Below are 25,993 nucleotides of genomic sequence, written 5' to 3'. Positions count from 1 at the left end.
CTAACGCTTGCCCGGCCTACGGGATTTGTCGGCCCGGTAAGCGACAGCGCCACCGGGCAACGATATCAAACGCCGTTACTTACCGCTTTTCACCTTCGTCCACGCGCGGGTACGCACACGGTCAATTTTCGGTTCCTGCACTTTCAGGGTGAACAGCTTGGCAAACACATCGGCTGGCGGGTAGATCGCCGGATTATTGCGGATTTCTTCGCTCACCAGCGGCACGGAGGCCTTGTTACCGTTGGCGTAGTAGACGTGGTCGCTGATGTGGGCAATCACTTCCGGACGCATCAGGTAGTTGAGGAACTGATACGCTTCCTCTTTGTTTTTCGCATCAGCCGGCATCGCGAAGACGTCGAAGAACGCCAGCGCCCCCTCCTTCGGAATGAAGTAGGAAACATTCACGCCGTTTTTCGCCTCTTTCGCACGGTTCGCTGCCTGCCAGACGTCACCCGCCCAGCCGATTGCCACGCAGATATCTCCGTTAGCCAGGTCGTTGATGTACTGAGAGGAGTGGAAGTAGCGAATATTCGGACGCAGCTTCAATAGCAGGTCGGTCGCCGGACCGGTGTAGTCGTCGGCCTTGCTGCTGTTTGGATCTTTGCCGAGATAGTTAAGCACGGTGGCGAAAATCTCTTCCGGCGCATCGAGGAAAGAGACGCCGCAGCTTTTCAGCTTCTCGAGATTTTCCGGCTTCAGCACCACGTCCCAGCTGTCCAGTTTGACGTCCGGGCCCAGCGCCGCTTTGACTTTATCCACGTTAAAGCCAATACCCGTGGTCGCCCACAGGTAAGGCATGGCGTATTTGTTGTCCGGATCATGCTTCGCCACCAGCTTCAGCACTTCCGGATCGAGGTTTTTCCAGTTCGATAACTTGTTCTTGTCCAGCGGCTGGAAGACACCGGCGGTCAGCTGACGCTCCAGGAAGCTTGCAGAGGGCACCACCAGGTCGAAACCGGTACTGCCCGCCATCAGTTTGCCTTCCAGTACTTCGTTGGAATCGAATACGTCGTAGACAACCTTAATGCCGGTCTCTTTTTCAAAATTCGCGACGGTGTCCGGCGCAATATAGTCAGACCAGTTATAGACGTGCAGCGTTTTTTGTTCCGCAGCGAGCGTGCCGGCAGAGACGGCCATCAGAGCACCCGCAACCAGACCCGATAACCATTTTTTATTCAAGGCGATCATATTGTTATTCCTTCTGAAAGCTCGTTAACAAACGAACCAAAACTGTGCAGCCTGAAGATATGCAATATTCATGCATAGTTTGTCGCTCTGCCCGAAATAAAATATACCCCTCTTCCCGGCAGGTTCCGCTCGCTTTTTTAAGCACCGCAAGAATAACTGTAGCCCGTGTCTCCGGCTATAGCCCAGACGAAAAAACGCCTTTTATCAATTTTTTATGCAGATTATGTCTACGTGATAAGCCGAAACGGCCCGAGAGGAGGTGAAAAATTCTTTAAAGAAAGGTTAAAAGCAGCAGAAAAAGCGGTGTTATGCAGCCGCTCTGGTAGCGACTGCGCAAAAGTCAGACAGGCTTAGTGGAGAAAATTGGAAGATGCATCATTATTCTCGGCATCATCTTCCGCGCTATACAGCAGGTGATGTGCGTTGGCTTCCATCATTACCATGGAAATTTGCTCTTCGCTCAGGCGCATAAACCAGGCGAACTGTTTGAAGGAGAGCCCCGCGCCGGAGAATAAAGACTGGCAAACCACCAGCTTCGGCAGATTATCATCCTGTATGTCGAGAAACGCTTTCACGGTCAAAGAACTGGCGTTAATCGCTGACAGATCGGATGCCAGTGCAAGCAGCGCTGAAGGCTTCACTTCAGCTAGCGCCGAGAACAGGATCACATCGTTAATCAGATCGATTTTGGCATCAAAAATACCATCGAAATTTTGCATGTGAGGCAGATGCAGCGCCTGGCAGGAGTCGCATTCGAAAAAAGTAATACCGGCATCATCGAGCCATTGACGTAACGTATCCAGTGTAGGTACGACCTGTAAATCCATCGCTGTGCAGCCTCTTAAATAAAAACGTTGTCCAGCTTACGCAAAAAGTGCGCGCCGATCCATTTAACCGCCCGTTTTCAGGCAAAATCCCGGCGTCGCATGGCGTTCAATCCATGCGATCATTTTACCTGCAATATCGACGCCTGTGGTTTTTTCCACCCCTTCCAGCCCCGGCGAGGCGTTAACTTCCATCACCAGCGGCCCGCGGTCGGCACGCAGCAGATCGACCCCCGCCACGTCCAGGCCCAGCGTCTGCGCCGCTTTCACCGCAATCTCGCGCTCGCGCTCGCTGATAAGGGCCACCCGCGCGATACCGCCGCGGTGCAGGTTAGAGCGGAAGTCGCCCTCTTTCGCCTGCCGCTCTATGGCGGCCACCACTTCATCGCCCACCACAAAGCAGCGGATGTCGCACCCTTTGGCCTCTTTAATATACTCCTGAACCAGAATATGGGCATTCAGACCGCGAAAGGCGTCAATCACGCTTTCCGCCGCCTGACGCGTCTCCGCCAGTACCACCCCAATACCCTGCGTGCCTTCCACCAGCTTAATGACCAACGGCGCACCACCCACCATGTCGATTAAATCGCTGGTGTCGTCCGGGGAGTGAGCAATCCCGGTGACGGGCAGATCGATCCCCTGGCGCGCCAGCAGCTGCAGCGAGCGCAGCTTATCGCGGGCGCGTGAGATCGCCACGGACTCGTTGAGCGGATAGCTTCCCAGCATTTCAAACTGGCGCAGCGCGGCCGTGCCGTAATAGGTGATCTGGGAGCCAATGCGGGGAATTACCGCATCAAAATGCGGGAGTTTGCGGCCTTTGTAATGAATCGACGACGCCGCAGGGTCGATGTTCATATAGCAGGACATCGGATCGAGGATCTCAACCTGATGTCCGCGTTTCGCCGCCGCTTCTCGCAGGCGTTTACATGAATAGAGCGTTCCATCCCGGGACAATATGGCAATTTTCACCCTGCACCTCTCTAAAGACATGGGAAAAGCCTGCCTATCATACACGAGGCGCAGGAGGAAGGGACTATCGCGTTGCCCAGCCCTGTTTGTGCAGGTAATCAAGAATGAACGGGCGGTTTTCTTTAATGATGGTGCGACGAATATGGTCGCTCCAGGTATCGCGGCGGTTGTTGCTGTCGCGCGTCAGATAGTAGTTCGCCAGCTCTTCATCGTATTGATGCAGAACGTCCTGATCGACCGGCTGGTAGTGGTTTTCATGCACCAGCATCGCAGCAGGAATACGCGGCTTCAGATCCGGGTTATCCGCCGGCCAGCCGAGGCACAGACCAAACAGCGGCAACACGTGTTTCGGCAGCTTCAGCAGTTGCGTCACGCTTTCGATGTTATTACGCAGCCCGCCGATATAGACGCCGCCAAGCCCCAGCGATTCCGCCGCCGTGAACGCGTTTTGCGCCATCAATGCCGTATCCACCACGCCCAGCAGCAGCTGTTCCGCCAGCCCCAGCTCCGCCTCAGGACAGATTTGCAGGTGACGGTTAAAATCGGCGCAGAACACCCAGAACTCAGCCGCCTGGGCAACGTGCTTTTGTCCGCCCGTCAGCGTTACCAGCTGTTCACGCATCGCCGGATCGGTGATGCGGATAATGGAGCTGCACTGCAAAAAGCTGGAGCTGGAGGTGCCTCTTGCGCTGTCGATGATCGCGTCCCGCTGCGCCTGGGTGATCGGCTCATCGGTGAAATGGCGAATGGAACGGTGGGAACGAAGCAGGTCAATGGTTGGCGTCATTTTGTCTCTCTTTGTATTGCGTAAAACGTATGGCAGCCAGTATAGGCAATGATCCACCTGATGTAATTGGCGAAACATAGCCTGACTGTATCAAAGTGACAGGTGAAACCTTCTTTCCATGACGGCAGGTTATCGTGCACTATAGGGATTATTCGCCGTCAGGCTTGTTTTTTGAGGAGAGAGAAATGTTTGCAGTAATTTTTGGTCGTCCAGGATGCCCTTACTGTGTGCGCGCGAAAGAGCTGGCTGAGAAACTGACTGAAGAACGTGATGATTTCAACTTCCGTTACGTGGATATCCACGCGGAAGGCATCAGCAAAGCCGATCTGGAAAAAACCGTGGGTAAACCGGTTGAAACCGTGCCGCAAATCTTCCTCGATCAGAAACACATCGGCGGCTGCACCGATTTCGAAGCGTACGCCAAAGAGCACCTGGGCCTGTTTGCCGCTCAGTAATGCTAAGACGCCCTCACCCTGAGGGCGTTTTTATTTATGATGCTTCCGCTGTTGCAGCAGGCTGCGCATAAATAAGAAACAGAGCGCCCCCAGCGCACACCAGAAAACGCCACTTAGTAGCCACGCCACTTCCTGCCAGACGCTTCTCGACGAGAGAAACAGCACGCGCATCAGAAGCAGGCAGAGGGGCGCCGCAAGGATGGCCCCCAGCAGCGGCATTACCACCTCGCCTTTGCGCGAGAGAAAACTGGCCACTACCCCCGGCAGGATGAAGAACAACAGGCCCAGCTCGGGATGACCGGACGCTCTGAAGGCGCCCTTCACATTAAAAGCAAGCGACATGCAAACGACCGTAAACAGCAAAAAGCAGCTGATTACGCCAACCCAGTTTCGTTTAAAGTTCAAACTATCCTCCTGACTTATCTCTATCAAATACAAAAATCGTCCGGTGGACGCCCAGTCAGATAAAGCATTGCGGCAATCCTTGCCAAAGCACGCACACAAGTTGTGCGATAATAGGTGGCTGTCGGTAGCTATTACGATTAAACTAACCGCCTGCTAGTGTTTAGGGTATTTATCAGGAAGCAGGGAGGTGCAAAGTGATTCCCTGACTCTGAAAACAGTAGCCCAAATAGTCCTTTCATTCAACAACTTACTGGTAAACAAGAAGTTAGCCTCCGTGAATATAAACGTCGCAGACTTGTTAAATGGGAATTACATCCTGTTATTATTTGTGGTACTGGCACTGGGCCTTTGTCTGGGTAAATTGCGCCTGGGTTCAGTTCAACTTGGTAATTCCATTGGCGTTTTAGTCGTCTCCCTGTTATTAGGTCAGCAACATTTCAGTATTAACACGGACGCGCTTAACTTAGGTTTCATGCTGTTTATTTTCTGCGTTGGCGTGGAAGCCGGTCCGAACTTTTTTTCCATTTTCTTCCGAGACGGCAAAAATTATCTGATGCTGGCGCTGGTGATGGTCGGCAGCGCCCTGCTGATTGCGTTAGGGCTGGGCAAACTGTTTGGCTGGGACATCGGCTTAACGGCCGGTATGCTGGCAGGCTCGATGACCTCCACGCCGGTGCTTGTTGGCGCGGGGGATACGCTTCGTCATTCTGGCATGGCAGGCACGCAGCTTTCCGCCGCGCTGGATAACCTGAGCCTGGGCTATGCCCTGACCTATCTGATTGGTCTGGTGAGCCTGATTGTTGGCGCGCGCTATCTGCCAAAACTTCAGCATCAGGATCTCCAGACCAGCGCCCAAACCATTGCCCGAGAGCGTGGTCTGGATACGGACTCCAAACGTAAAGTATACCTGCCGGTGATCCGCGCATACCGCGTCGGTCCGGAACTGGTTGCCTGGACCGACGGGAAAAACCTGCGCGAGCTGGGGATTTACCGTCAGACCGGCTGCTACATCGAACGTATCCGTCGTAACGGCATTCTGGCAAACCCGGACGGTGACGCGGTACTCCAGATGGGCGATGACATCGCTCTTGTTGGCTACCCGGACGCCCACGCGCGTCTCGATCCGAGTTTCCGCAACGGGAAAGAGGTGTTTGACCGCGACCTGCTGGATATGCGTATCGTCACCGAAGAGATTGTGGTGAAGAACCACAACGCCGTGGGCCGCCGTCTGGCGCAGCTGAAGCTGACCGACCACGGCTGTTTCCTCAACCGCGTGATCCGCAGCCAGATTGAAATGCCTATCGACGATAACGTGGTGCTTAATAAAGGCGATGTGTTGCAGGTCAGCGGCGATGCCCGACGTGTTAAAACCGTTGCCGACCGTATCGGCTTTATCTCGATTCACAGTCAGGTGACGGACCTGTTAGCCTTCTGCGCCTTCTTCATTGTTGGCCTGATGATCGGAATGATCACCTTCCAGTTCAGTAACTTTAGCTTCGGCATCGGTAACGCTGCCGGTCTGCTGTTCGCCGGGATCATGCTGGGCTTCCTGCGAGCGAACCATCCCACCTTCGGCTACATCCCTCAGGGAGCGCTGAACATGGTGAAAGAGTTCGGTCTGATGGTCTTTATGGCGGGTGTCGGCTTAAGCGCCGGGAGCGGCATTGGCAATGGCCTGGGTGCGGTCGGCTGGCAAATGTTGGTTTCCGGACTTATCGTCAGCCTGGTACCGGTAGTCATCTGCTTCCTGTTCGGCGCCTACGTGCTCCGCATGAACCGCGCCCTGCTCTTCGGCGCGATGATGGGCGCGCGCACCTGCGCACCGGCAATGGAGATCATCAGCGACACCGCGCGCAGCAACATTCCGGCGCTGGGCTATGCAGGCACCTACGCCATCGCAAACGTGCTGCTGACGCTGGCAGGTACGCTGATCATCATTATCTGGCCAGGACTCGGATAAATCTCAAGATTGCGTGTGGCTGAAAAAATTTTCGTTACGCGCAGAACTTTTTACGCAGGGTGCAGTCATAACTAGTGCCACTGCTTTTCTTTGATGTCCCCAATTTGTGGAGCCCATCAACCCCGCCATTTTTGGTTCAAGGTTGATGGGTTTTTTGTTGCCTGCTATATTATCCCCTGAAAACCAACCACTTATAACCTTTCACTAAAGCCATTGGCGACAAAATGGCGGCAGCGCGTAATCACGTTGATGGAGTCTATATGGGACGACAAATTCCACAGCCAGTTATTTCGGTTTTATCTGACCATATGGGCTCAGTCGAAACTCACGCAACCATGAACAGTTTGTTCATGTACGCTGATGCACCTGGCGATGCTCCTGATTTAGCGAAAGCGGCGAAAGCACAGGACTGGCTGAGAAGAATCAACAAAGAATGTGACGACCCATTAGCAATCCTTGGCAGATTGATAGAAGGCTACATGGAAGCTGATCAGCCTAAAGGCAGCATATTCGGTTGGGAGCAACCCAAGGTTGATTTTGCCGAAAAAATGACTGATTTGCTTGGTCGATATGGATTGCGATATCTAACTGGCGGACATATTTCTGATGGAGCATCGATAACTTCTGTCACCCTAAAAGAGGCAATTGGTAAACGCAACATTCCCGCAGTAGAGATGGAGTTTTCCAGGGCACTTGAGAATATCCACACTGATCCGAGAGAAGCAGTATCCGCAGCCTGTAACATTATGGAATCTACCTTCAAAGTGTTTATTGCCGATGAAAAACTTCAGGTTCCAGCTAAGCAAGATCTCCAGGGACTATGGAAAGTTGTTCGCGAGTCTTTAGGGCTTGATACTAAAGCAGTTGAAGATGAAGACCTCAAACGCATTCTTAGTGGCCTTTATTCGTTGACTGATGGGATTGGTGCCCTACGAACTCACGCAAGTTCAGCTCACGGAGCCGGGAGAAAAATCTATAACTTAAAGCCTCGCCACGCTAGGTTAGCTATAAATGCCGCACATACCTTGACTATGTTCATTCTCGAATCTTGGGATGAACAGAAACAAAAAAGCCCGTGATACTTTGAATAAACCTAAGCATTCAAGTAAGTATTTGTTGGCCGAGAAATGAGTGACACAAAAGTGTCGCACTAGATTTATCTGTTTGTGATGTATGACACTCTATGCGCCTTAGTCCTGATGCTTAATAATTCATATATGATAACTGGTTACAAACTGAGGAGGACTCAATGGCTGACCCTTTAGCAACGGTTCTATCGCACTTAACAAATCTTGTTTCATTTAGATCGTCACTCAGGCTGCTGATAATCGCTGGTTCGATCATTTTCTGCTGGGTTTTTATTGCACCAATGCTGACCCCATTTAAGCTACCCAGCGAATTATCATTAGGATTAATTACAGTAATTGGTTTTTCATTTGGAGCTTTGACATCTTCCATTCTATTCAACTCAGTAGACTTCCTATACAGTTTCACCAAAAACAGAATACAACTCAGAAAGAATAAATTGGACCTTCAAAAACAAGCAGCAGAAAAAGAGATAAGCGAGCGCAAGAAATTAGACTTATTTAAAAGTAGCTTCAATGACTATTCATTCCAAGCCAAAAATATAATGTTAAAGCTCAATAAAAGTGATTGCACAATTGCTCTGGAATCATATAGTGAATCTGAGCACAATAAGGCATTCATGGGACTCCTTGAAAGTAAGATTATATTGCCACTACACCGACTAGATAAAAAAACCACTTTCTGCACTATTAATCCGCTATATAAAAATGTAATCAACCAATTATTTGAATTCAAACATCGAAAAGAAGTTGATGAATTATTTGATTTCAACCCTGATGGACTTAAAATGTTGATGAAAATTTTTCAAGATAACACCTTTGATGAAGAACATATATTCAACATTCCCTTTGTTAGTTATCAAAACAGGTACAACTATCAACCTGTTATTAAAAATGAAATATACGAACTAGGTGAATTCATTGATAACTGCAATATACAGTTTTATATCGACGAGCATCATTACCCCTACGTTCATGAGAAATTGGGCGCAGAGATTAGAAGTTACATACTCTGTAATTTTAATGAAGAGAGGGCTTTGAAACGACTTGGCCAGTTACATTCCTAACGTGCCCCCATAAAATCATGTGTATCCTAACACTGATAATCTTTTCAGTTTTTCATAGGTTCTTGCCTAATGGAAAACCCGCACCAGTTCTCACCCTGCGGGTTTTCCCTGAGCTTCTCGCCTCATAAAATTTGATCTTCTTTTTTCACTTAAAATTCAAAATGTCATTTTTTTCAGATGGTTACATGTTTCATTAGATTCTCCACAGATCCATAAAAGTGAAAAAAACTGAAATTCTTTTCAATCTTTTCAGTTGCGGTTTTCCGCAAGGCCGCCAGCACTGGCGCGGTCTGGCGGTCTGGTTTGTAGAAAAATAAAACTGAAAAATTTTTATGTTCCAAAAACCGCAGGCGGGTGCGGTGTAGTGCGGTTTTGGTCTGGGAAAGATTTTTTTGGCCGTGCTGTGACGCGCCAGCGCCCTGCTGGGGGCTCGATCTGCTTTAAGGGTGGCGCTAACTGCCTGAAAGGCTGGAACACGCCAGAGCGCTACTAGTTGCGCGTGGCAAAGTCTGTATGTGATGATATTTCTGTTGGATTTTGGAACGAGTCACTCAATGTTGAACTTATCTATTCGCACTAAAAGCTCGCCGATAAATCGCATATTGGTAAAAAAACATCAAGTCATTATCCTAAAAATACCCCGCTTTTCATAAACATGATCTGCTTTGAACTTCCATATTAGTTACAGATATACGCTGGAGCGGATAGAAACACTATGGAGGGGACAGGAATGCAGTTTTCAAGTTCAGTAATAGCAATGCCGGTCTTAGGGGATGCAGCAAAAAATCGCTCAATTGAGCTGAAGTGCGAGGTCAGTAAGCATGTACCATTCTGAAGAGATCATCCGCCAGCTTCAGAGCCAAAAGATACTGGCAATGAAGCTGGACCGGGCGGTACGTGATGTAGGTGAAGAGGTAAAGAGCCACCTGAATAATATAGGTGCCGGTGCCCAACGCCTGCTGTACTACACCTCCTGCTTTACTGATGAATATTACGATGTATGCACCCGACAAAACCTGGAGGACGCTCGATTCCGAAAGGGCATATTCCATCTCGTTTCTCGCTGGAACATCGTCTTTGACCTAATCAACACGTACGTAGAGGAGCTGGTTAAGGATTATTCCCCGGCAGAATTATCAGCGATACAGCATGCTCTAATGCGCGCTAACGTTTATATATCCACCAGCACGCTAACCTCGTATTCATTCTCTGCAGGCGTCGCATCGACTGTTTGCCTCTATGTGACCCTTCCACCTTCAGGGTTAAAGGTCGTTTCAGGATTAACGGGCGCGGCTATTGGAGGGCTGGGGATATACGGGGTTGTGCAAAAAGCTGCTGACAGCGCTCATCGCCTGCAAGTGATGCATCCCGCCTACTATCAAGCGTTATACCTGCGAGAACTGGAGATGATGTATTTCCTGGTGGAGCCTGCTTTTATGCGCGCGGGCGTGCTAACCCAGCAATGGACTGACAGTCAAAGCCCTTATGATGCTGCTGACACGATCCTGAAGCTAATGGGTAGACACTGATGGGCTTTTTAAGACGCTGGTTCAAATCTCAGGCTCAGTTTTTCTTCTGGACCTATGTCCCGATCATCCTCACGTTCATTTTTGGCTATGTCCTTGACGTTTACTTCCCTGAGGTTAGCCAGGGATTCATCCTCCTGTTTTACCTGGTAACACTGGGACTGGCTTACTGGATATGGCATTGAGGAACATCAATGCGTTACGCTTACTAATAAGGAAATTACATGTCTACACCCGCACACCTATGGCTAGAAGACGAGAACGGTTCGCCGATTATCGGTAGCTGCATGATGCCCACGCGTCTTGGTTCCATAGAGCTAAAATCGTTCTCCCACGGTGTAACCATTCCGGTTGATCCAAGCTGGGGTAAACTCACCGGCACGCGCGTCCATCGCCCTATTACGATAGTTAAAGAATTTGATCAGACTACCCCGCTTCTTTACCGCGCCGTGTGCGAAGGGAGAGTTATGAAGAAGGGGATCATTAAGATGTACCGCATTCTGGAGTCCGGGATCGAGGCCGAATATTTCAATATCGTGATGGAAAACGTTAAGTTCACGACAGTGGCACCCTTCATGACCCCTAACGGGATGAGCAGCACCCATCTTGAAACGCTCGAATTGCGTTACGAAGCAATCTCATGGAAGTACACGGAGGGGAATATCATTTACCGTGACACCTGGAACGATCGCTGCTGCGCCTGAGCACAGAAGAGCGTTGAAAGTGAGCAGATATAAAGAAACCGTCCCCCTGGGGCGGTTTCTTTCCCATGACTATCAGGAGTAGTCCGGACAAGCCATAAAGACTATTTTGACCTTAGCGAGTCCTCCAGTCGCTTTTTTATCCTTCCTGCTATCTCCTTCTTCTCTCCTTTACTACAATCACATATGATTTAATGCATATGACACAAAACATTCAGGATGACAGAATGCTCCACCCGCTCCAGCTCTTCAAAACCCTCTCCGATGAAACGCGGCTCTCCATCGTCATGCTTCTGCGTGAAGCGGGCGAGTTGTGCGTCTGCGATCTCTGCTCCGCTACCAACGAGCCGCAGCCGAAAGTCTCCCGCCACATGGCCTTACTGCGCGAGGCCGGGCTGGCCATCGACCGTCGCGAGGGTAAGTGGATCTACTACCGTCTCTCTCCCAACATGCCTGCATGGGCGGCAACCGTTATCGACACCAGCTGGAACTGCCTGCGAGAAGAGACACGTATGAAGCTGAAAAACCGCCTCCCGGGCTCGTGCTGATCACAACACATTCACAAAAACAGATATAACGGAGTAAAAGATGTTTCTGGCAGGGGCTATTTTTCTGTTTACGCTGGTACTGGTTATCTGGCAGCCCAAAGGGCTCAGTATCGGCTGGAGTGCCACCATTGGCGCCGCGCTGGCGCTGGCGAGCGGTGTGATCCACGTTAACGACATTCCGGTGGTCTGGAACATCGTCTGGAATGCGACGGCCACGTTTATCGCGGTAATCGTTATCAGTTTGCTGCTGGATGAGTCCGGTTTTTTCGAGTGGGCGGCGCTGCACGTTGCTCGCTGGGGAAACGGTCGCGGGCGGTTGCTGTTTACCTGGATCGTGCTGCTGGGTGCGGCCGTGGCGGCGCTGTTCGCCAATGACGGTGCGGCATTGATCCTGACGCCTATCGTTATCGCCATGCTGCTGGCGCTGGGATTCAGCAAGCAGGCCACGCTGGCGTTCGTGATGGCGGCGGGATTTATCGCCGATACCGCCAGCCTGCCGCTGATTGTCTCCAACCTGGTCAACATCGTCTCAGCGGACTTCTTTAAGCTGGGCTTTAGCGAATACGCCTCGGTGATGATCCCGGTTGATATCGCCGCAATTGCCGCGACGCTGGTAATGCTGCATCTGTTCTTCCGCAAGGAAATACCGCCGGAATATGACCTGGCAAAACTCCGCGAGCCCGCACGGGCCATTCATGACCTGCCGACGTTCAGAACGGGCTGGATCGTGCTGCTGCTACTGCTCGTCGGTTTCTTTGTGCTTGAACCTCTGGGTATCCCGGTCAGCGCTATCGCAACAACTGGCGCGCTGATTTTATTTGCCGTTGCGAAACGCGGGCACGCCATCAACACCGGGAAAGTGCTGCGCGGCGCACCCTGGCAGATCGTTATCTTTTCGCTGGGGATGTATCTGGTGGTGTATGGCCTGCGTAATGCCGGGCTGACGGAGTCTCTTTCAGGCGTTCTTGATCGCTTAGCCGGACATGGACTCTGGGCCACTACGCTGGGAACCGGATTTATCACCGCCTTTCTGTCATCCATAATGAACAATATGCCAACGGTATTGATCGGCGCGCTCTCCATTGAGGGTAGTGCGGCAACAGGCTTGATTAAGGAGGCGATGATTTACGCTAACGTGATTGGCTGCGATCTGGGGCCGAAAATCACCCCCATCGGTAGCCTGGCTACCCTGCTATGGCTTCATGTGCTGGCACAGAAAAACATGACCATTACCTGGGGCTACTATTTCAGGACGGGCATCATAATGACGCTGCCGGTTCTGTTTGTGACGCTCGCCGCGCTGGCGCTACGTCTCTCCTTCACACTGTAATGAGTAACGGATATGAGCAACATCACTATCTACCACAACCCGGCCTGCGGCACGTCGCGCAATACGCTGGAGATGATCCGCAACAGCGGTACGGAACCCGAAATTATTCTCTATCTTGAGAACCCACCGTCGCGTGATGAACTGACCAGGCTGATTGCAGACATGGGGATTCCCGTGTGCGATCTGCTGCGCAAAAACGTCGAGCCTTACGAGCAACTGGGCCTTGCCGGGGGAAATTTCACTGATGACCAGCTTATTGATTTCATGCTGCTATACCCCATTCTGATTAACCGTCCGATTGTGGTGACGCCGCTGGGTACCCGCCTGTGCCGCCCTTCTGAAGTCGTTCTCGACATCCTTCCGGACGAGCAAAAAGGGGCATTTACGAAGGAAGATGGCGAAGTCGTCGTTGACGCCAGCGGGAAAAAAATCTCCTGACATCAGGCGTAGCCGGGGCGAGCGCTATCAGACGGTATCCTCGCCTGCAATCCGCCCCACCATCGCCCGGATCTCCTCCCGGGTTAACGGCGACCGGTCGGTTACAAAATGCAGCGTCATCCCCTCGATAAACGCATCCAGCGCACGGGCGGTGGCCGGATCAAACCACTGCTCAAGCGTAGTCTGGCTCATCTTCATCCAGTCCTGCATCACCGTTTTCAGCGCGGCGCTGCGGTGCATAAAAGCGTACAGCTGATACATCAGCGCCATATTGTGTGGCGTGGTCACGGCTGAACTGTGGATCAGCGTGGTAATGGCCTCGCACGCCCTCTCCCGCCCGGTCACCCCCGCGAAGAAATCCCGGTACTGCTGAGACATCTGCTGCGTAAACCACGTGAACGCCTCCTCCAGAAGCGACTCCATCCCGTCGAAATAGTAGGTCATCGACCCCAGCGGTACGCCTGCGCAGCTGGCAATTTTGCGGTGCGTGACGGCATGAATACCGTGCTCAGCAATGGTGTCCAGCGTCGCCTGGAGTATCTTCTCGCGGCGGTTAGGGTCGTTTGGTGGTCTGCTCATAAAATCCTCATCCGGTTTATGTACAAATGTACACAAAGTTGCTAGTGTTGTCGCTATTGTTGTACTTCTGGTGCTGATCCCAATGACGCTAACTTCTCCTCGCAAAGCCCTGCATCTGCGCATGTGGGCGCTGTTTATGTTCTTCTTCATCCCCGGGCTGCTGATGGCTTCCTGGGCAACGCGCACCCCGGCAATCCGCGATACGCTATCCGTCTCGACGGCGGAGATGGGGATCGTGCTGTTTGGCCTGTCGATTGGCTCGATGAGCGGCATCCTCTGCTCGGCCTGGCTGGTGAAGCGCTTTGGCACGCGCGCGGTGATCCGTACCACCATGTGCTGCGCCGTGGTGGGAATGTTCGCTTTGAGCGTGGCGCTGTGGTTCGCCTCGCCGCTGATGTTTGCCCTTGGGCTGATGGTATTTGGCGGCAGCTTTGGTGCGGCTGAAGTGGCCATTAACGTCGAGGGGGCCGCCGTCGAACAGGCGATGAACAAAACGGTGCTGCCCATGATGCATGGCTTTTACAGTCTCGGCACGCTGGCGGGCGCGGGCGTGGGGATGGCGCTGACGGCGCTGGGCATTGCGGCCAATGTGCACATTTTGCTGGCGGCGCTGGTCTGTATTATCCCGATCCTCACCGGCATCAGGGCTATTCCCGCAGGCACAGGACAACACGCCTCGGACGAACAGAAGTCTGCGGCAAAAGGGTTGCCCTTCTATCGTGATTTCCAGCTAATGCTGATTGGCGTGGTGGTGCTGGCGATGGCATTTGCTGAAGGCTCCGCCAACGACTGGCTACCGTTGCTGATGGTGGACGGGCACGGATTTAGCCCCACCTCCGGCTCGCTGATCTACGCTGGATTTACGCTCGGCATGACCGTCGGACGCTTTACCGGCGGCTGGTTTATCGACCGTTACAGCCGCGTGGCGGTCGTCCGTGCCAGCGCCCTGCTGGGTGGGCTGGGCATCGCGATGATCATCTTTGTGGATGTGGACTGGATTGCCGGTGTGTCGGTGATCCTGTGGGGGCTGGGCGCCTCCCTTGGCTTCCCACTGACCATTTCCGCTGCCAGCGATACCGGTCCCGATGCGCCGACGCGCGTGAGCGTTGTGGCGACCACGGGCTACCTTGCCTTCCTGGTGGGGCCACCGTTGCTTGGATTCCTCGGTGAGCACTACGGGTTGCGCAGCGCCATGCTGGTGGTGTTAGGGTTAGTGATTATTGCCGCCCTGGTGGCGCGTGCGGTGGCAAAACCGGAAGCAGAACAAACGACAATGGAGAAGGGATATGAGCGTTAAACTGATTGCAGTCGACATGGATGGCTCCTTCCTGAGCGATGCGAAAACCTATAATCGCGCGCGTTTTCTGGCGCAGTACGCGCGCATGAAAGCGCAAGGCATCCGTTTTGTGGTCGCCAGCGGAAACCAGTACTACCAGCTGATCTCATTTTTCCCCGAGATCGCCCATGAAATCGCCTTCGTCGCCGAAAACGGCGGCTGGGTGGTGGATGCGGGCGAAGACGTGTTTAACGGCGAACTGTCGAAAGAGCATTTTCTGACCGTCGCCACCCTGTTAAACGACGTGCCCGGCATTGAGATAATTGCCTGCGGAAAAAACAGCGCCTACACGCTGAAAACGTATAACGACCTCTTCAAAGAGATTGCGGCGAAATACTATCACCGCCTTGAAAGCGTCAGCAGCTTTGACAACCTCAACGATATTTTCTTCAAGTTCGGGCTTAACGTCTCTGACGACGAAATACCGCGCATTCAGGCGCTGCTGCATGAGAAGCTTGGTGACATCATGGTGCCGGTGACCACGGGTCACGGCAGTATCGACCTGATAATCCCTGGCGTGCACAAAGCTAACGGCCTGCGGATCCTGCAAGCGCGCTGGGGCATTGAGGACAGTGAAGTGGTGGCCTTTGGCGACAGCGGTAACGACGTGGAGATGCTGCGCCAGGCTGGGTTTGGCTTCGCGATGGCCAACGCCAGACCGCATATAAAGGCTGTGGCCCGCTATGAAGCGCCGAACAATAATGACGAAGGGGTGCTGGACGTGATTGATATGGTGCTGGAGGGGAAGGCGCCGTTTAATTGATTCCGTGCGGTCTGGTGCCCTCACCCTAACCCTCTCCCCGGAGGGGCGAGGGGATTGCTCAGTGCTCGCATTAATTTGTGGGGAACCCTCAGCCCACAGGGAGAGGGAATAAGGATTACGGTTGCAGTGCGCTTCCGACGCGTTTGTCCTTCAGGAACACCACCATCAGCCCTACCCACAGCACACCGTTTGCGAGGTTGAACAGGCTGAACAGCCCGTTACCGCCGAAAGCATAGGCATGTTTGCTCACCTCAATACCGACGGTGAAAATCAGCATTTGCAGCATCCCCATCGCGGCAGACACCGTGCCTTTACTCATTTCACTGGCGAACAGCGTCAGGCGCACCAGGCCAGCATTCGCCACGCCGATACCAAACGCGTAAACACTCAGCCCCGCCGTCATCCACAGGTACGCATGAGACGAGGCTACGGTCGCCACCGCCGCGATAATCAGCCCTGCCGCTATGGGCCAGCCGCCCAAAATAATCAGCGAACGCACGGTACGGCGTGACGTCAGACGCGCCAGCACCAGGTTACCGATAATCAGCGCGCCAAAAATCGGCACCTGTAACAGGCCATACTCATAGCTGCTAAGCTGTTCGCCGCTGATGATAATGACCGGCGACTGGGCAATCCACGCCAGCAGTGGCAGGCTGACAAACCCCGTCGCCAGCGCGCCCGCGACAAAACGACCGTTTTTCAGCACTGCCTTATAATCCCGCCCCAGCTCTTTAAGCGAGAGCTTTTCGCCCAGGCGGGTGGCGGTTTCCGGCATCGCACGGTACAGGCCAAAGAAAGAGATAGCCGCAAGCGCGGCAAAGAGGACGAACATCCCCTCCCACGGCGCGACGTGAATCCATGCGGCTCCCACCAGCGGCCCAAGAAGCGGTGCAATCAGTGCCACGTTTGCCATCAGCGCGGTAATTTTGATACACACCGCCTCCTCAAACGACTCCTGAATAGCGGCATAGCCCACGGCGCCAATAAAGCACAGGCTCACGCCCTGAAGGAAACGCAGCAGCGTGAACTGCTCAATACTCTGCGCCAGCAGCGTGGCGAGACAGGTGACGATAAACCACACTACGCCCGTCAGCATCACCGGACGGCGGCCAATACGATCCGACAGCGGCCCTAACAGCCACTGTAAAAACATGCCGCCCGCCAGATAGGCGGTCATGGATGTCGGTACCCACTCAATACCTGCGTTGTACTGCTCAACCACAGCCAGCATGCCGGGCTGGATCATGTCGTTGCCGATGTAGGTAGAGAATTCGTAAAGCACCAGACACAGAGGAAAAAGTAACGCCTGACGACCCAGACGATTACCGGAAGAAGAACGGTTTATCATGCAATCTCTTTAGTATGAAAAAATCGCGATGAGTGTAATGAATTGCCGCTGTCTGAGATAGCAAATTAACGTGAAAAAACAGAAATAACGCACTTATCGTTGTTGTTTAAGGTTTCCTTAAGTTGCCCTCCCTATGATAGTGCTATTTCACGTTATTGACCGAAACTATGACACACGCCGTCAGCCCTTCAGAATTATCTAAGTTACCGACAAATAAGACAAAACGTCTTTACCGTTTGCCTCCCCGCTTTTATGGTTATCAACTTTTCGTGCTTATTGCCCTTGCGGTGCTTTTTACCTGGCTTTCGCGCGATGAATCGCTTGACCGATGGATAACCGGTTTCTGGTATGACGCAGCGACGCATCATTTTCCGCTACAGCAAAACCCGCTGCTGGATCTGCTGAACCATCGGCTGGCGAAATATGTGACCATTGTTATCGCTGCCGCATCGCTGATTTACGGCGCTTACAAACGCAATGCCCGACTGGTAACGGCCGCGCTTCTGATGGGGCTGGGTGCGCTGGTAGTAGGGGTGCTGAAAAGCATAAGCCACCACAGCTGTCCGTGGGATCTGGTGGAATATGGCGGCAGGTCCGTTTCGTATCCCCTGTTCAGCGCCGTTCCGGCAGACAGCGGACCGGGACGCTGCTTTCCCGGCGGCCACGCCTCCAGCGGGTTTATGGTGATGGGGCTGTTTTTTGCCTTCTGGCGTGAACGTCCGCGCCTGGCATGGTCCTTTGTCGCGTCAGGCGTTGTTATGGGGCTGGTGATGGGCTTCGGGCAGGTCATGCGCGGCGCGCATTTTTTCTCTCACAACCTGTGGGCCGGGTGGTGGGTCTGGTTTTCCCAGGTGCTGGTTTACGGGCTGGTTTCCGCCCGGTTTGCTAAAGAGTAACGAGATTATGTTAGAAAATCTGAACTACGAACTGTTTTACCTGCTCAACGCCACGCCGTCGTCACCGGAATGGATGATCGATCTCGCCACCTTCATTGCGAAAGATCTGATTAGCATTGTACCGGCGCTGGCGGTGATCCTCTGGTTATGGGGACCTCGTACACAGGTCACCGCCCAGCGCCATCTGGTGATCAAAATGGCGATGGCAATTGGCGTGAGCGTGCTGGCAAGCTACGTGCTGGGTCACGCCTTCCCGCACGATCGTCCGTTTGTCGATCGCGTCGGCTACAACTTCCTGCACCATGCGCCGGATGACTCGTTCCCGAGCGATCACGGCACGGTGATCTTCACCTTTGCGCTGGCCTTCCTGTTCTGGCATCGCCTGTGGTCCGGCGTAGTGCTGATGGGCGTGGCAGTCGCCATCGCCTGGTCCCGCGTCTACCTGGGGGTGCACTGGCCGCTGGATATGGTCGGCGGTTTCCTGGTGGGGCTGATGGGCTGCGTCAGCGCAGCCATCCTGTGGAGCCTCTTTGGCCCGGCGCTTTATCGTGCATTATCACAGGCCTATCGCGTTCTGTTTGCTCTTCCGATCCGCAAAGGCTGGATACGTGACTAACCCCGGTCCGTCAGGTTACACTTGAGCCCCCGCCCTGCGGGGGCTCACTTTTTTAGCCCGAGGATCTATGGAAACACGTCGCGATGACCGCATTGCTCAGCTGCTTCAGGCGCTGAAGCGCAGCGATAAGCTGCATCTTAAGGAAGCCGCTTCCCTGCTTGGCGTGTCTGAAATGACCATTCGTCGCGATCTGAACAGCGACAGCGCCCCCGTTGTGCTGCTTGGCGGGTATATTGTTCTGGAGCCGCGTAGCGCCAGCCATTATCTGTTAAGCGATCAAAAAACACGCCTGGTGGAAGAGAAGCGCAAAGCCGCGCGGCTCGCCGCCTCGCTGGTGCAGCCGCATCAAACGCTGTTTTTTGACTGCGGTACGACAACCCCGTGGATCATCGAGGCCATCGACAGCACCGTTCCCTTTACCGCCGTCTGTTATTCGCTAAATACCTTCCTGGCTTTGCAGGAGAAACCAGCATGCCGGGTGATTTTGTGTGGCGGCGAGTTTCATGTCAGCAACGCCATCTTCAAGCCGCTGAATATTCAGGACACGCTGAGCAATGTATGCCCTGATATCGCCTTTTACTCTGCGGCGGGCGTGAATGTGAAACAGGGGGCAACCTGTTTTAATCTTGAAGAGTTACCGGTGAAACAGTGGGCGCTCAACGCCGCGCAGCAGCATGTGCTGGTGGTTGATCACAGTAAATTTGGCAAGGTCCGTCCGGCAAGGATGGGAGAACTGTCGCGCTTTGACGCCATCGTCAGTGATTGCCGCCCGGATGACGAGCTGGTGGCATACGCGAAAGCGCAGCAGGTGAAGTTGATGTATTGAGGTTATGCCGGGTGGCGCTGCGCTTACCCGGCCTACATTCGAGCCGTTGTAGGCCGGGTAAGGCGAAGCCGCCACCCGGCAAAAACTTAGCTGAACCAGCTGCCAAACCAGCCGTGGAATTTCATTAACACAAAGTCCCACATCCGGCTGAAGAAGCCGCCCTCTTCCACCGCTTCCATTACCACCAGCGGACGCTGCTCAATAGATTTGCCGTTAAGCTGGAAATCTATCGTCCCGACCACCTGACCTTTTTTCAGCGGTGCGGTGAGCTGTGGCTCGGTCAGGGTATAGCTGGCTTTCAGGTTTTTCAGCTGACCGCGTGGAATGGTGACGGAACCCGCTTCACCCGCTCCCAGGTTCACTTCACTTTTATCACCAAACCAGACACGCTGGCTGACGAAGGTGGCGTCCGGCTTAATCGGCGTGACGGTTTCAAAGAAGCGGAAACCCCAGGTCAGCAGTTTTTCGGATTCGTTAAAACGAATACGGTCGGTTTTCGTTCCCAGCACCACTGAGATCAGGCGCATATCGCCCTGCGTCGCAGAAGCCACCAGGTTGTATCCGGCCCCGGCAGTTGTACCGGTTTTCATGCCGTCCACGTTAACGTTACTGCTCCACAGTAGACGGTTACGGTTAGGCTGGCGGATATTGTTGAAGGTGAACTCTTTCTCTTTATGGATAGCGTACTCATCCGGCACGTCATGGATCAGCGCTTTGCCCAGCAGCGCCATATCGCGCGCGGTACTGAACTGACCCGGCGCATCCAGGCCGTGAACAGTTTTAAAAGTGGTATTGGTCAGACCCAGTTTTTTCGCGTAGCCATTCATCAGCCCAATAAATGAGTCCTGACTGCCCGCGACGTAATCGGCCAGCGCAATACAGGCATCATTTCCCGACTGAATAATGACCCCTTTATTCAGATCGGACACGGAGACCTGGTCGCCAGGCTTCAGGAACATCACGGACGAGCCGCGCAGCGCCGGATTACCGGTCGCCCAGGCATCTTTCCCGACGGTGACCATGTCATTCAGCTTGATCTTGCCCGCTTTCAACGCCTGGCCGACCACATAGCTGGTCATAATTTTCGTCAGGCTCGCCGGGTCGAGTTTTTCGTCGGCGTTACCTTCCGCCAGCACTTTCCCGCTGGCGTAATCCATCAGGATCCAGGCGCGCGCATCAACAGGCGGCGCTTCGGGCGCTGTCTGTTCCGCCGCATGGAGCGTTGGGGCAAAAAGGAAAAGCAGCGCCGAGCCTGCCGCCAGGCTGCGCAGAGAGGAAGTTTTTTGCGTCATAAATGCCACCCGAGTGTCCATTCTAAAAATCACGTCACAATCACCGTGTCGCAAGAAGCGATGAGTAATAGCGCACTACAGCCTTCAAAGAAACCTGTTCCAGGTAAAGTTTTTAAAGTTTATGCAATAACATTCAGATACGCTTTGATTGCGGTGTTTTTTTTAGCATCTGTTGCGTAATTGTTAGGTTTATCTCACCATGGCGAAAAGCTGACTCGGATTCACATCTCATCGGGAGTAAATATGATTACGCTGTGGGGCAGGAACAATTCGACCAACGTGAAAAAAGTGCTCTGGACGCTGGAAGAGCTGGATTTACCGTTTAAGCAGGTTATGGCGGGCCTGGAGTTTGGCGTGAATAAAGACGCGGACTACCTGGCGATGAACCCAAACGGACTGGTGCCGCTACTGCGCGATGACGAGACAGACGCCACGCTGTGGGAGTCTAACACCATCGTGCGATACCTCGCCGCGCAGTACGGCCAGGGTCGGCTGTGGGTAGAAAATCCAGCCCAGCGCGCGCAGGGCGAAAAATGGATGGACTGGGCAAACCAGACGCTTTCCCCAACGCACCGCGTGATCCTGATGGGGCTTATCCGTAAGCCGGAAGCCGATCGTGATTATCCCGCCATTCATGCCGCCCAGGACGCGTGCGAGTCGCTGTTTGCGATGATGAACGACGAACTGGCGAAGCATACCTGGTTCTCCGGCGACACGTTCGGCGTGGGCGATATCGCCGTCGCCCCTTTCGTCTGGAACCTCACTAACATGGGTCTCAGCTGGACCCCGCGCCCTCACCTTCAGCGCTGGATCCAGCAGCTCAGCGAGCGCCCGGCGTATCGCAACGTGGTGATGATCCCGGTGACCTGATTACGACCCGGACGGGCTGACTTTCCAAAGCTGCCCGTCCGTCTCGTCGGTCAGCACGTACAGGTAACCATCCGGCCCGACGCGCACATCGCGAATTCGATGATCTTTATCCCCAAGAATGCGCCCGTCCTCCGTCACGGTATTGCCCTTCACGCTCAGCACGATGACGTCTTTCTCCTTCAGCGCGCCGATAAACAGCTTGTTTTTCCACTGCGGGAAGACGTCGCTGTTGTAGAACGCCATGCCGCTGACGGCGGGCGACACTTTCCAGACAAACAGCGGTTTTTCAGTGCCCTCAACGTGCTCGCCTTTCGCTTCCGGGATTTTCAGGCCGCTGTAGTTGATCCCGTGCGTGGCCATCGGCCAGCCGTAGTTTTTGCCTTTTTCAGGAATGTTGATCTCATCCCCGCCGCGAGGGCCGTGTTCATTAAGCCACAGCGCGTCGCTCCACGGGTTCATCGCCATCCCCTGCGGGTTGCGAATGCCGTAAGACCAGATTTCAGGCCGTGCACCGGCGGTGTTCACAAACGGGTTATCCGGCGGCACTTTCCCGTCCTCCGTCAGGCGCACCACCTTGCCCTGAAGCTTATCCAGATCCTGCGCCGTCGGGCGCTGGTTGTTTTCACCTAAGCCAATAAAGAGATGGCCTTTGCCGTCGAACACCAGCCGTCCACCAAAGTGGTTGCCAGTAGAGAGCTTCGGCATCTGTCGGAACACCACCTGGAAGCCCTCAATGCGCGAGAGGTCATCGCTCAACCGCCCGTAGCCCACCGCGGTGCCCGCTTTTCCATCATCACCCGCCTCGGCGAAACTGAGCCAGATCCGCCGTGATTGTTCAAAATCCGGGGCCAGCACCACGTCCAGCAATCCGCCCTGGCCGCTCGCCCAGACCTTCGGCACGCCGACAATCGGATCGGAGAGCCCTTTCCCTGCCTGCCAGTGCTTAAGCTGCCCGTCTTTTAGCGTGATCAGCAGCCCCTTATTATCAGGCAGAAACGCCAGCGACCAGGGGTGATCCAGTTTTGTCTGTAGCACGTCGACCTTAACCGTCTCGGGCGCCGCAAGCAGCGAAAGCGGGAATAACAGTACAGGGAGGAAAAGCAGCGAGGATCGAGGCATAACGCACTCCTTTATCGGCATATGGCTTAAAGATTAGCCACTGTTCCCGGGTGCGTTAACACTTTTACAAAAGCTTAATCAAAAGGGGGAGTTGCCTCCCCCAGGTTCAGTGTCGGGCAAGCGTTTCCGGCTTGTTCAGACACATGATGCAAAGCGCGAGCGTGGTCAGGCAGTTTTCAAGCTTCTCCGCGTTAACGGCAATAAAATTCGGGCAGTCGTGACGTCCGTTCATCAAACAGACCCCGGCGATGGAAAGCACCTCGGCGGCGCGGCGCAGCGCCACTAATTCGTTTTCAGCGCAGTGCGCTTTCAGGATGGGTGCTTTATCACGCATGAAATTGCAAAGTTCAAAGAAATTATCACGCAGATTTTCGCTTTCGCTGACTGACATATACCCTTTCGCCTTGCGGAGTTGCAGATATGCAGCCAGGTCGATTCGGGCGTTGATCAGCTTGTTAAGCAGATCGCGTTTCAGTCTGTCAACGGACATGCTATTTCCTCCTCTGTCAGCCATGTTACCCTATTAATAATAAGGTCATTTTTTGTACAATGTGATGCCTGAGATCAATAAACGATAACTGATTAACATTCTTTACAATGTTACAACGATTGCCCGCCTCAACTGCGCCATCAAGAGTGTATAAATCCCCCGCGATACGCTGTAAAATCCCGCCCTGATAACTCCATAATTGATGAATTTTTAACCTATGAGCAATGTTACGCACCCGCCGAAAATCGGCTTTGTCTCCCTGGGCTGCCCGAAGAACCTGGTGGATTCCGAACGCATCCTGACTGAACTTCGCACTGAAGGCTATGACGTGGTGCCAAGCTACGACAACGCCGACATGGTGATCGTCAACACCTGTGGGTTCATCGACAGCGCGGTCCAGGAGTCACTGGAAGCCATTGGTGAAGCCCTGACGGAAAATGGCAAAGTGATTGTCACCGGCTGCCTGGGCGCGAAGGTGGATCAGATCCGCGAAGTGCACCCGAAGGTACTGGAGATCACCGGCCCGCACAGCTACGAGCAGGTGCTGGAACATGTTCATCACTACGTACCAAAGCCAAAGCACAACCCGTTCCTGAGCCTGGTGCCGGAACAGGGCGTGAAGCTGACGCCGCGCCACTATGCTTACCTGAAAATTTCCGAAGGCTGCAACCATCGCTGCACCTTCTGCATCATCCCGTCGATGCGTGGCGATTTGGTGAGCCGTCCGATTGGCGAGGTGCTGGCAGAAGCCAAACGCCTGGCCGACGCGGGCGTGAAGGAGTTACTGGTCATCTCCCAGGACACCTCCGCCTACGGCGTGGACGTCAAACACCGCTCCGGCTTCCATAACGGCGAGCCGGTAAAAACCAGCATGGTTGGCCTGTGCGAGCAGCTTGCTAAGCTCGGGATCTGGACGCGTCTGCACTACGTCTACCCTTACCCGCACGTTGACGACGTGATTCCGCTGATGGCGGAAGGCAAAATACTGCCGTATCTGGATATCCCGTTACAGCACGCCAGCCCGCGCATTCTGAAGCTGATGAAGCGTCCTGGATCCGTTGACCGCCAGCTGGCGCGCATCAAGCAGTGGCGCGAGATCTGCCCGGATCTGACCCTGCGCTCCACCTTCATCGTTGGCTTCCCGGGTGAAACCGAAGAAGATTTCCAGATGCTGCTCGACTTCCTGAAAGAAGCGCGTCTGGATCGCGTGGGCTGCTTCAAGTACAGCCCGGTTGAAGGCGCAACGGCCAACGAGCTGGCGGACCAGGTACCGGAAGAGGTCAAAGAGGAACGCTGGAACCGCTTTATGCAGCTGCAACAGCAGATCTCTGCTGAACGCTTGCAGGAGAAAGTGGGCCGCGAAATTCTGGTCATTATCGACGAAGTGGACGAAGAAGGCGCGATTGGCCGCAGCATGGCGGATGCGCCTGAAATCGACGGCGCGGTGTACCTGAACGGGGAAACCAACGTCAAGCCGGGCGATATTATTCGCGTGAAGGTTGAAAACGCCGACGAGTATGATTTGTGGGGCAACCGGGTTTAATCTTTAACCCCTCACCCCGGCCCTCTCCCCAAAGGGGCGAGGGGGAACAGACCGCACCGAGCAGTCCCCTCTCCCCTCAGGGGAGAGGGTTAGGGTGAGGGGTAAGTTCCTGCAAAAACCTACCCCTTAATCCTCGGATCCAGCGCGTCGCGCAGCCCATCCCCCAGCAGGTTAAACGCCAGCACGGTCAGGAAAATCGCCAGGCTCGGGAAGATCGCCACGTGCGGGGCGATCACCATATCCGCCCGCGCCTCGTTCAGCATCGCGCCCCACTCCGGCGTCGGCGGCTGTGCGCCTAACCCCAGAAACGACAGGCTGGCCGCCGAGATAATCGACACGCCTATGCGCATGGTGAAATAGACCACGATAGACGAGACCGTTCCCGGCAGAATATGGCTGAACAGGATTGTGGCATCGCTGGCTCCCATGCTGCGGGCCGACTCGATAAAGGTCTGCTGCTTCAGCACCAGCGTGTTGCCACGTACCAGGCGCGCGAAAGCGGGAATCGTGAATACCGCCACGGCGATGATGACGTTCGCCATGCCGCTGCCCATCACCGCCACCACGGCAATCGCCAGCAGAATACCGGGAAAGGCAAACAGCACGTCGCAGATACGCATGATGATGCGGTCCCACCAGCCTTCATAGTACCCGGCCACCAGCCCAAGCACGGTGCCAATCGCTGCGCCCATCAGCACCGCAAAGACCCCGGCCGCCAGCGAGATCTGCGCCCCTACCAGCACGCGGCTGAAAATATCGCGCCCGAGCGAGTCCACGCCAAACCAGTGCATCATCGACGGTCCATCGTTCAGCCGGTCGTAATCGAAGTAATTTTCCGCATCAAATGGGGCTATCCAGGGGGCGATAATCGCCACCAGGATCAGCAGTAACACAAACAACCCGGCGACCATAGCGACGGGCTGACGACGGAATCGACGCCAGAACTCAACCCACGGGGTGCGAATATGGTCCGGCCTGATCCCCGGCATAGCGTTTAAAATGGCCTGGCGACGCCAGTTCAGTAATCGCATC

General features: G+C 54.0%; 27 protein-coding genes. 16 read left to right on the top strand and 11 right to left on the bottom strand.

Annotated features, from left to right (window positions below):
• Positions 1-75 precede the first annotated feature (75 nt).
• The 4 genes from potF to nfsA all read right to left on the bottom strand — a co-directional run bounded on the left by potF (position 76) and on the right by nfsA (position 3,768).
• Entirely contained in the window at positions 76-1,188 is a 1,113-nt protein-coding gene (potF, locus tag ACOT1A_RS11035) for a spermidine/putrescine ABC transporter substrate-binding protein PotF (RefSeq protein ID WP_022647572.1), read from the bottom strand.
• Between the two features lie 350 nt (positions 1,189-1,538).
• A complete protein-coding gene (locus tag ACOT1A_RS11030; protein ID WP_022647571.1) occupies positions 1,539-2,015 on the bottom strand; it encodes a YbjN domain-containing protein in 477 nt (158 codons plus the stop codon).
• A 63-nt stretch (positions 2,016-2,078) separates the two neighbouring features.
• Positions 2,079-2,981, bottom strand: a complete 903-nt coding sequence (rimK, locus tag ACOT1A_RS11025) for a 30S ribosomal protein S6--L-glutamate ligase (RefSeq protein WP_032621711.1) — start codon at positions 2,979-2,981, stop codon at positions 2,079-2,081.
• Positions 2,982-3,045: 64 nt separating this feature from the next.
• The gene (gene nfsA, locus ACOT1A_RS11020; protein ID WP_023299683.1) at positions 3,046-3,768 is read right to left on the bottom strand and encodes a nitroreductase NfsA; all 723 of its coding nucleotides are present in this window, start codon (positions 3,766-3,768) and stop codon (positions 3,046-3,048) included.
• Positions 3,769-3,953: 185 nt separating this feature from the next.
• Here nfsA and ACOT1A_RS11015 point away from each other — a divergent pair, with 185 nt between their 5' ends.
• On the top strand, positions 3,954-4,223 hold the full coding sequence (locus tag ACOT1A_RS11015) for a GrxA family glutaredoxin (protein WP_014169305.1): 270 nt from the start codon (positions 3,954-3,956) through the stop codon (positions 4,221-4,223).
• Positions 4,224-4,253: 30 nt separating this feature from the next.
• Here ACOT1A_RS11015 and ACOT1A_RS11010 read toward each other — a convergent pair whose 3' ends face one another.
• The gene (locus ACOT1A_RS11010; protein WP_023299682.1) at positions 4,254-4,628 is read right to left on the bottom strand and encodes an inner membrane protein YbjM; all 375 of its coding nucleotides are present in this window, start codon (positions 4,626-4,628) and stop codon (positions 4,254-4,256) included.
• Between the two features lie 274 nt (positions 4,629-4,902).
• Between ACOT1A_RS11010 and ACOT1A_RS11005 the strand changes: the two genes are divergently transcribed.
• The 8 genes from ACOT1A_RS11005 (at position 4,903) to arsC (ending at position 13,283) form a co-directional block, all read left to right on the top strand.
• Positions 4,903-6,588, top strand: a complete 1,686-nt coding sequence (locus ACOT1A_RS11005; protein WP_001024855.1) for an aspartate:alanine antiporter — start codon at positions 4,903-4,905, stop codon at positions 6,586-6,588.
• 260 nt (positions 6,589-6,848) lie between these two features.
• A complete protein-coding gene (locus ACOT1A_RS11000; protein WP_045308519.1) occupies positions 6,849-7,667 on the top strand; it encodes an abortive infection family protein in 819 nt (272 codons plus the stop codon).
• A gap of 170 nt (positions 7,668-7,837) precedes the next feature.
• Positions 7,838-8,740, top strand: coding sequence for a hypothetical protein (locus ACOT1A_RS10995; RefSeq protein ID WP_063849213.1), 903 nt, complete (start codon positions 7,838-7,840; stop codon positions 8,738-8,740).
• Positions 8,741-9,561: 821 nt separating this feature from the next.
• Positions 9,562-10,269: a hypothetical protein gene (locus ACOT1A_RS10990; RefSeq protein WP_023305769.1), complete on the top strand. Its 708-nt coding sequence runs from the start codon at positions 9,562-9,564 to the stop codon at positions 10,267-10,269.
• Between the two features lie 221 nt (positions 10,270-10,490).
• Entirely contained in the window at positions 10,491-10,970 is a 480-nt protein-coding gene (locus ACOT1A_RS10985) for an Hcp family type VI secretion system effector (RefSeq protein WP_023305768.1), read from the top strand.
• A gap of 224 nt (positions 10,971-11,194) precedes the next feature.
• On the top strand, positions 11,195-11,515 hold the full coding sequence (locus tag ACOT1A_RS10980; protein WP_023305767.1) for a metalloregulator ArsR/SmtB family transcription factor: 321 nt from the start codon (positions 11,195-11,197) through the stop codon (positions 11,513-11,515).
• 40 nt (positions 11,516-11,555) lie between these two features.
• Complete coding sequence (locus tag ACOT1A_RS10975) at positions 11,556-12,845, top strand: arsenic transporter (RefSeq protein WP_023299679.1); 1,290 nt, start codon at positions 11,556-11,558, stop codon at positions 12,843-12,845.
• A gap of 12 nt (positions 12,846-12,857) precedes the next feature.
• Positions 12,858-13,283 (top strand): glutaredoxin-dependent arsenate reductase, encoded by a 426-nt coding sequence (arsC, locus tag ACOT1A_RS10970; protein WP_105322590.1) that lies wholly within the window; start codon positions 12,858-12,860, stop codon positions 13,281-13,283.
• Between the two features lie 27 nt (positions 13,284-13,310).
• Here the strand turns inward: arsC and ACOT1A_RS10965 are convergent, their stop codons facing one another.
• On the bottom strand, positions 13,311-13,862 hold the full coding sequence (locus ACOT1A_RS10965) for a TetR/AcrR family transcriptional regulator (protein WP_105322589.1): 552 nt from the start codon (positions 13,860-13,862) through the stop codon (positions 13,311-13,313).
• An 82-nt stretch (positions 13,863-13,944) separates the two neighbouring features.
• On the opposite strand from ACOT1A_RS10965, the gene ACOT1A_RS10960 reads away from it, so the two are divergent.
• Together ACOT1A_RS10960 and ACOT1A_RS10955 are read left to right on the top strand one after the other, a co-directional pair.
• Entirely contained in the window at positions 13,945-15,159 is a 1,215-nt protein-coding gene (locus ACOT1A_RS10960; RefSeq protein ID WP_023299676.1) for an MFS transporter, read from the top strand.
• Positions 15,149-15,961, top strand: a complete 813-nt coding sequence (locus tag ACOT1A_RS10955; protein WP_022647558.1) for a Cof-type HAD-IIB family hydrolase — start codon at positions 15,149-15,151, stop codon at positions 15,959-15,961. The genes ACOT1A_RS10960 and ACOT1A_RS10955 overlap by 11 nt, the downstream gene beginning before the upstream one ends.
• Before the next feature lie 115 nt (positions 15,962-16,076).
• Here ACOT1A_RS10955 and ACOT1A_RS10950 read toward each other — a convergent pair whose 3' ends face one another.
• The gene (locus ACOT1A_RS10950; RefSeq protein ID WP_105322588.1) at positions 16,077-17,309 is read right to left on the bottom strand and encodes an MFS transporter; all 1,233 of its coding nucleotides are present in this window, start codon (positions 17,307-17,309) and stop codon (positions 16,077-16,079) included.
• 167 nt (positions 17,310-17,476) lie between these two features.
• On the opposite strand from ACOT1A_RS10950, the gene ACOT1A_RS10945 reads away from it, so the two are divergent.
• The 3 genes from ACOT1A_RS10945 to deoR all read left to right on the top strand — a co-directional run bounded on the left by ACOT1A_RS10945 (position 17,477) and on the right by deoR (position 19,647).
• Complete coding sequence (locus ACOT1A_RS10945; protein WP_038415736.1) at positions 17,477-18,205, top strand: phosphatase PAP2 family protein; 729 nt, start codon at positions 17,477-17,479, stop codon at positions 18,203-18,205.
• Positions 18,206-18,212: 7 nt separating this feature from the next.
• Positions 18,213-18,821, top strand: coding sequence for an undecaprenyl-diphosphate phosphatase (gene ybjG / locus ACOT1A_RS10940; protein ID WP_045308522.1), 609 nt, complete (start codon positions 18,213-18,215; stop codon positions 18,819-18,821).
• Positions 18,822-18,888: 67 nt separating this feature from the next.
• Complete coding sequence (gene deoR, locus ACOT1A_RS10935) at positions 18,889-19,647, top strand: DNA-binding transcriptional repressor DeoR (RefSeq protein ID WP_105322587.1); 759 nt, start codon at positions 18,889-18,891, stop codon at positions 19,645-19,647.
• 86 nt (positions 19,648-19,733) lie between these two features.
• Here deoR and dacC read toward each other — a convergent pair whose 3' ends face one another.
• Complete coding sequence (gene dacC / locus ACOT1A_RS10930) at positions 19,734-20,939, bottom strand: serine-type D-Ala-D-Ala carboxypeptidase (protein WP_023299674.1); 1,206 nt, start codon at positions 20,937-20,939, stop codon at positions 19,734-19,736.
• Between the two features lie 243 nt (positions 20,940-21,182).
• On the opposite strand from dacC, the gene ACOT1A_RS10925 reads away from it, so the two are divergent.
• Positions 21,183-21,809 (top strand): glutathione S-transferase family protein, encoded by a 627-nt coding sequence (locus ACOT1A_RS10925; protein ID WP_105322586.1) that lies wholly within the window; start codon positions 21,183-21,185, stop codon positions 21,807-21,809.
• Here the strand turns inward: ACOT1A_RS10925 and ACOT1A_RS10920 are convergent, their stop codons facing one another.
• Entirely contained in the window at positions 21,810-22,928 is a 1,119-nt protein-coding gene (locus ACOT1A_RS10920; protein ID WP_063148416.1) for a PQQ-dependent sugar dehydrogenase, read from the bottom strand.
• Positions 22,929-23,034: 106 nt separating this feature from the next.
• Complete coding sequence (gene bssR / locus ACOT1A_RS10915) at positions 23,035-23,418, bottom strand: biofilm formation regulator BssR (RefSeq protein WP_022647550.1); 384 nt, start codon at positions 23,416-23,418, stop codon at positions 23,035-23,037.
• A gap of 217 nt (positions 23,419-23,635) precedes the next feature.
• Between bssR and rimO the strand changes: the two genes are divergently transcribed.
• Positions 23,636-24,961 (top strand): 30S ribosomal protein S12 methylthiotransferase RimO, encoded by a 1,326-nt coding sequence (rimO, locus tag ACOT1A_RS10910; RefSeq protein ID WP_105322585.1) that lies wholly within the window; start codon positions 23,636-23,638, stop codon positions 24,959-24,961.
• Positions 24,962-25,080: 119 nt separating this feature from the next.
• On the opposite strand, the gene gsiD is transcribed toward rimO, so the two are convergent.
• Positions 25,081-25,992 carry a glutathione ABC transporter permease GsiD gene (gene gsiD / locus ACOT1A_RS10905; RefSeq protein WP_023299670.1) on the bottom strand — a complete coding sequence of 304 codons (912 nt, stop codon included), beginning with the start codon at positions 25,990-25,992 and terminating at the stop codon, positions 25,081-25,083.
• Position 25,993: the final 1 nt, after the last annotated feature.

It is taken from the genome of Enterobacter cloacae complex sp. SYL003 (assembly GCF_049236925.1).
In the GTDB taxonomy this organism is placed as follows: Bacteria; Pseudomonadota; Gammaproteobacteria; order Enterobacterales; family Enterobacteriaceae; genus Enterobacter; species Enterobacter intestinihominis.
This window is presented reverse-complemented; position numbering and strand designations above follow the sequence as displayed.

Bases quoted from the DNA above. Each gene is read 5' to 3' on its own strand.
- potF (WP_022647572.1), bottom strand. From the start codon at position 1,188: ATGATCGCCTTGAATAAAAAATGGTTATCGGGTCTGGTTGCGGGTGCT.
- ACOT1A_RS11030 (WP_022647571.1), bottom strand. From the start codon at position 2,015: ATGGATTTACAGGTCGTACCTACACTGGATACGTTACGTCAATGGCTC.
- nfsA (WP_023299683.1), bottom strand. From the start codon at position 3,768: ATGACGCCAACCATTGACCTGCTTCGTTCCCACCGTTCCATTCGCCAT.
- ACOT1A_RS11015 (WP_014169305.1), top strand. From the start codon at position 3,954: ATGTTTGCAGTAATTTTTGGTCGTCCAGGATGCCCTTACTGTGTGCGC.
- ACOT1A_RS11000 (WP_045308519.1), top strand. From the start codon at position 6,849: ATGGGACGACAAATTCCACAGCCAGTTATTTCGGTTTTATCTGACCAT.
- ACOT1A_RS10995 (WP_063849213.1), top strand. From the start codon at position 7,838: ATGGCTGACCCTTTAGCAACGGTTCTATCGCACTTAACAAATCTTGTT.
- ACOT1A_RS10990 (WP_023305769.1), top strand. From the start codon at position 9,562: ATGTACCATTCTGAAGAGATCATCCGCCAGCTTCAGAGCCAAAAGATA.
- ACOT1A_RS10985 (WP_023305768.1), top strand. From the start codon at position 10,491: ATGTCTACACCCGCACACCTATGGCTAGAAGACGAGAACGGTTCGCCG.
- ACOT1A_RS10980 (WP_023305767.1), top strand. From the start codon at position 11,195: ATGCTCCACCCGCTCCAGCTCTTCAAAACCCTCTCCGATGAAACGCGG.
- ACOT1A_RS10975 (WP_023299679.1), top strand. From the start codon at position 11,556: ATGTTTCTGGCAGGGGCTATTTTTCTGTTTACGCTGGTACTGGTTATC.
- arsC (WP_105322590.1), top strand. From the start codon at position 12,858: ATGAGCAACATCACTATCTACCACAACCCGGCCTGCGGCACGTCGCGC.
- ACOT1A_RS10965 (WP_105322589.1), bottom strand. From the start codon at position 13,862: ATGAGCAGACCACCAAACGACCCTAACCGCCGCGAGAAGATACTCCAG.
- ACOT1A_RS10960 (WP_023299676.1), top strand. From the start codon at position 13,945: ATGACGCTAACTTCTCCTCGCAAAGCCCTGCATCTGCGCATGTGGGCG.
- ACOT1A_RS10955 (WP_022647558.1), top strand. From the start codon at position 15,149: ATGAGCGTTAAACTGATTGCAGTCGACATGGATGGCTCCTTCCTGAGC.
- ACOT1A_RS10950 (WP_105322588.1), bottom strand. From the start codon at position 17,309: ATGATAAACCGTTCTTCTTCCGGTAATCGTCTGGGTCGTCAGGCGTTA.
- ACOT1A_RS10945 (WP_038415736.1), top strand. From the start codon at position 17,477: ATGACACACGCCGTCAGCCCTTCAGAATTATCTAAGTTACCGACAAAT.
- ybjG (WP_045308522.1), top strand. From the start codon at position 18,213: ATGTTAGAAAATCTGAACTACGAACTGTTTTACCTGCTCAACGCCACG.
- deoR (WP_105322587.1), top strand. From the start codon at position 18,889: ATGGAAACACGTCGCGATGACCGCATTGCTCAGCTGCTTCAGGCGCTG.
- dacC (WP_023299674.1), bottom strand. From the start codon at position 20,939: ATGACGCAAAAAACTTCCTCTCTGCGCAGCCTGGCGGCAGGCTCGGCG.
- ACOT1A_RS10925 (WP_105322586.1), top strand. From the start codon at position 21,183: ATGATTACGCTGTGGGGCAGGAACAATTCGACCAACGTGAAAAAAGTG.
- ACOT1A_RS10920 (WP_063148416.1), bottom strand. From the start codon at position 22,928: ATGCCTCGATCCTCGCTGCTTTTCCTCCCTGTACTGTTATTCCCGCTT.
- bssR (WP_022647550.1), bottom strand. From the start codon at position 23,418: ATGTCCGTTGACAGACTGAAACGCGATCTGCTTAACAAGCTGATCAAC.
- rimO (WP_105322585.1), top strand. From the start codon at position 23,636: ATGAGCAATGTTACGCACCCGCCGAAAATCGGCTTTGTCTCCCTGGGC.
- gsiD (WP_023299670.1), bottom strand. From the start codon at position 25,992: ATGCGATTACTGAACTGGCGTCGCCAGGCCATTTTAAACGCTATGCCG.